Annotated in this window: 1 protein-coding gene; it reads right to left on the reverse strand. The window is 45.0% G+C overall.

All coding sequences use genetic code 11. The features are described from left to right. Positions 1-5 precede the first annotated feature (5 nt). The coding region (locus tag HPE63_RS18455; protein ID WP_188315780.1) for a T9SS type B sorting domain-containing protein at positions 6-1,788 on the reverse strand (1,783 nt) is incomplete at its 5' end.

Consider the following 1,788-nt stretch of genomic DNA (forward strand, 5'->3'; position numbering starts at 1 on the left):
TCTTATTATCTTATGATTTGGATCCACCCTTTTCTGACCTCCGAGCCATCCCCTAAATCCAGAACATAGAAGTAGGTGCCTTTGGGTACATCCGTATTGTTACGGGTACCGTCCCAAGTATTGTCATAAGGTCTTGCCTCAAAAACCTGATTGCCATAGCGGTCATAGATTTCAATGCTATTATTTGGATAATCCTCTATTTTATGTATTATCAAGAAATCATTGATGTTATTACCATCGGGCGAAAACTGGTTAAAAAGAAATCCAGATACATTGGAACTGCGCGTACCTACTTCAACTTCAGCTAAATCTTCATTATTCTCTAAGTTGAAATCAGAAGGTGAGGAATTGACAATTGTTGCTGTATTTCGATATATCCCATCCGTTGGCACCGTGGTTATTCTTATATAAATGGTTAAAGTTGCCTCTAACCCTGCTCCCAATAATGGGATATCCCATACTCCTGTCTCTCGATTATAATCTCCATCATCAGGACCTGTATAAACTTGCCTAATTTCAACTCCATTTGATACATCAATGAAATCATTGACCTGAATTAAGGTAACTTCTTGGTCTGAAAGATTGTTTACGGTTATAGTAAAACCAACTTCATCATCTTCACTATCTATCACCACATAATCCTTATTTACGGTTTTGATAATTTCCAAATCAACGGTAGCCACGCAAAATACGCTGCTTGGATCTGGAATACAAGGGTTGGTATTTGCAGGATCCGATTGATCCACGACCCCATCCATATCGTCATCCTCGATATTCGATTCCAGGGCGTCAATAAATTCATCCTCGTCTTCATTCAAAGGATTTGCGATATCATCACCTACTTCAACACCATCCTCTATGCCATCCCCATCGGTATCGGCATTGTTGGGGTCTGTTCCCAGTGTTATCTCAGTGCCATCGAAAAGACCATCCAAATCGGTATCGGTATCACAATCATTGACCGAGATCGTGACTTCCGAGGATACGTTCTCACAAAATGGTGGTGTGGCATTGTCCGTTGTAAAGGTGAACACATAATCCCCGGCAACCCTACCTTCAAAACTTACGATATTACCAATGCCTATGGAGATTGAATTCGAGGGATCCGAGGTCACGGTCCACGCGCCACTACCCTCCCCGGTCAGCAGATCATCCAAATCCACAATAGTCGGACCATTGGCCGCAATACTACAGGCCGATGCATTCATAGGAGTCCCGGCCGAGGGCAAAGGATATATGGTCGCCACAACTTCCTGTCGTTCCGAAACGCAACCATCGGCTGACGCCTCTACCCAATAGGATGTCGTTGTAGAAATCGTCTGGGTAAGACTTTGTCCGGTGCCGATCGATGTACTGCCCGTGGCACTAGCATACCAATTGAAGGTAGGGGGCTGGTCGGCATCTGGGGCCCCACTGGCCGAAAGGACCACCTCCCCTGGTCCACATCGCTCATCGCCCATCGTCCCTTGGATCACGGGAATGGGGTTCAAGGTAAGCTCGACCTCTATGGTACCACTGGCACAATCATTGGCGGCATCATAAAAGAAACCGAAATATGAACCATCGTTAGTTGGATTATCTACCTCTGCAGGAGTCAAATGGGCAAATTCATTTAATGGATATGAATCTGAACTCCATGTCAATACCATACCCGTGGGTGCCGTAGAATCGGTATAATCATTAAGACTCATCGGAGTGCCATCATCATAGGTAAAGGTGCCACAAAATGCCGTTTGCACGGCACTGTTCAAAATGGGCGCTGGGGCACAATTGTCGTCATCGGTTATG

The organism is Maribacter arenosus (genome assembly GCF_014610845.1).
Classification (GTDB): domain Bacteria; phylum Bacteroidota; class Bacteroidia; order Flavobacteriales; family Flavobacteriaceae; genus Maribacter_A; species Maribacter_A arenosus.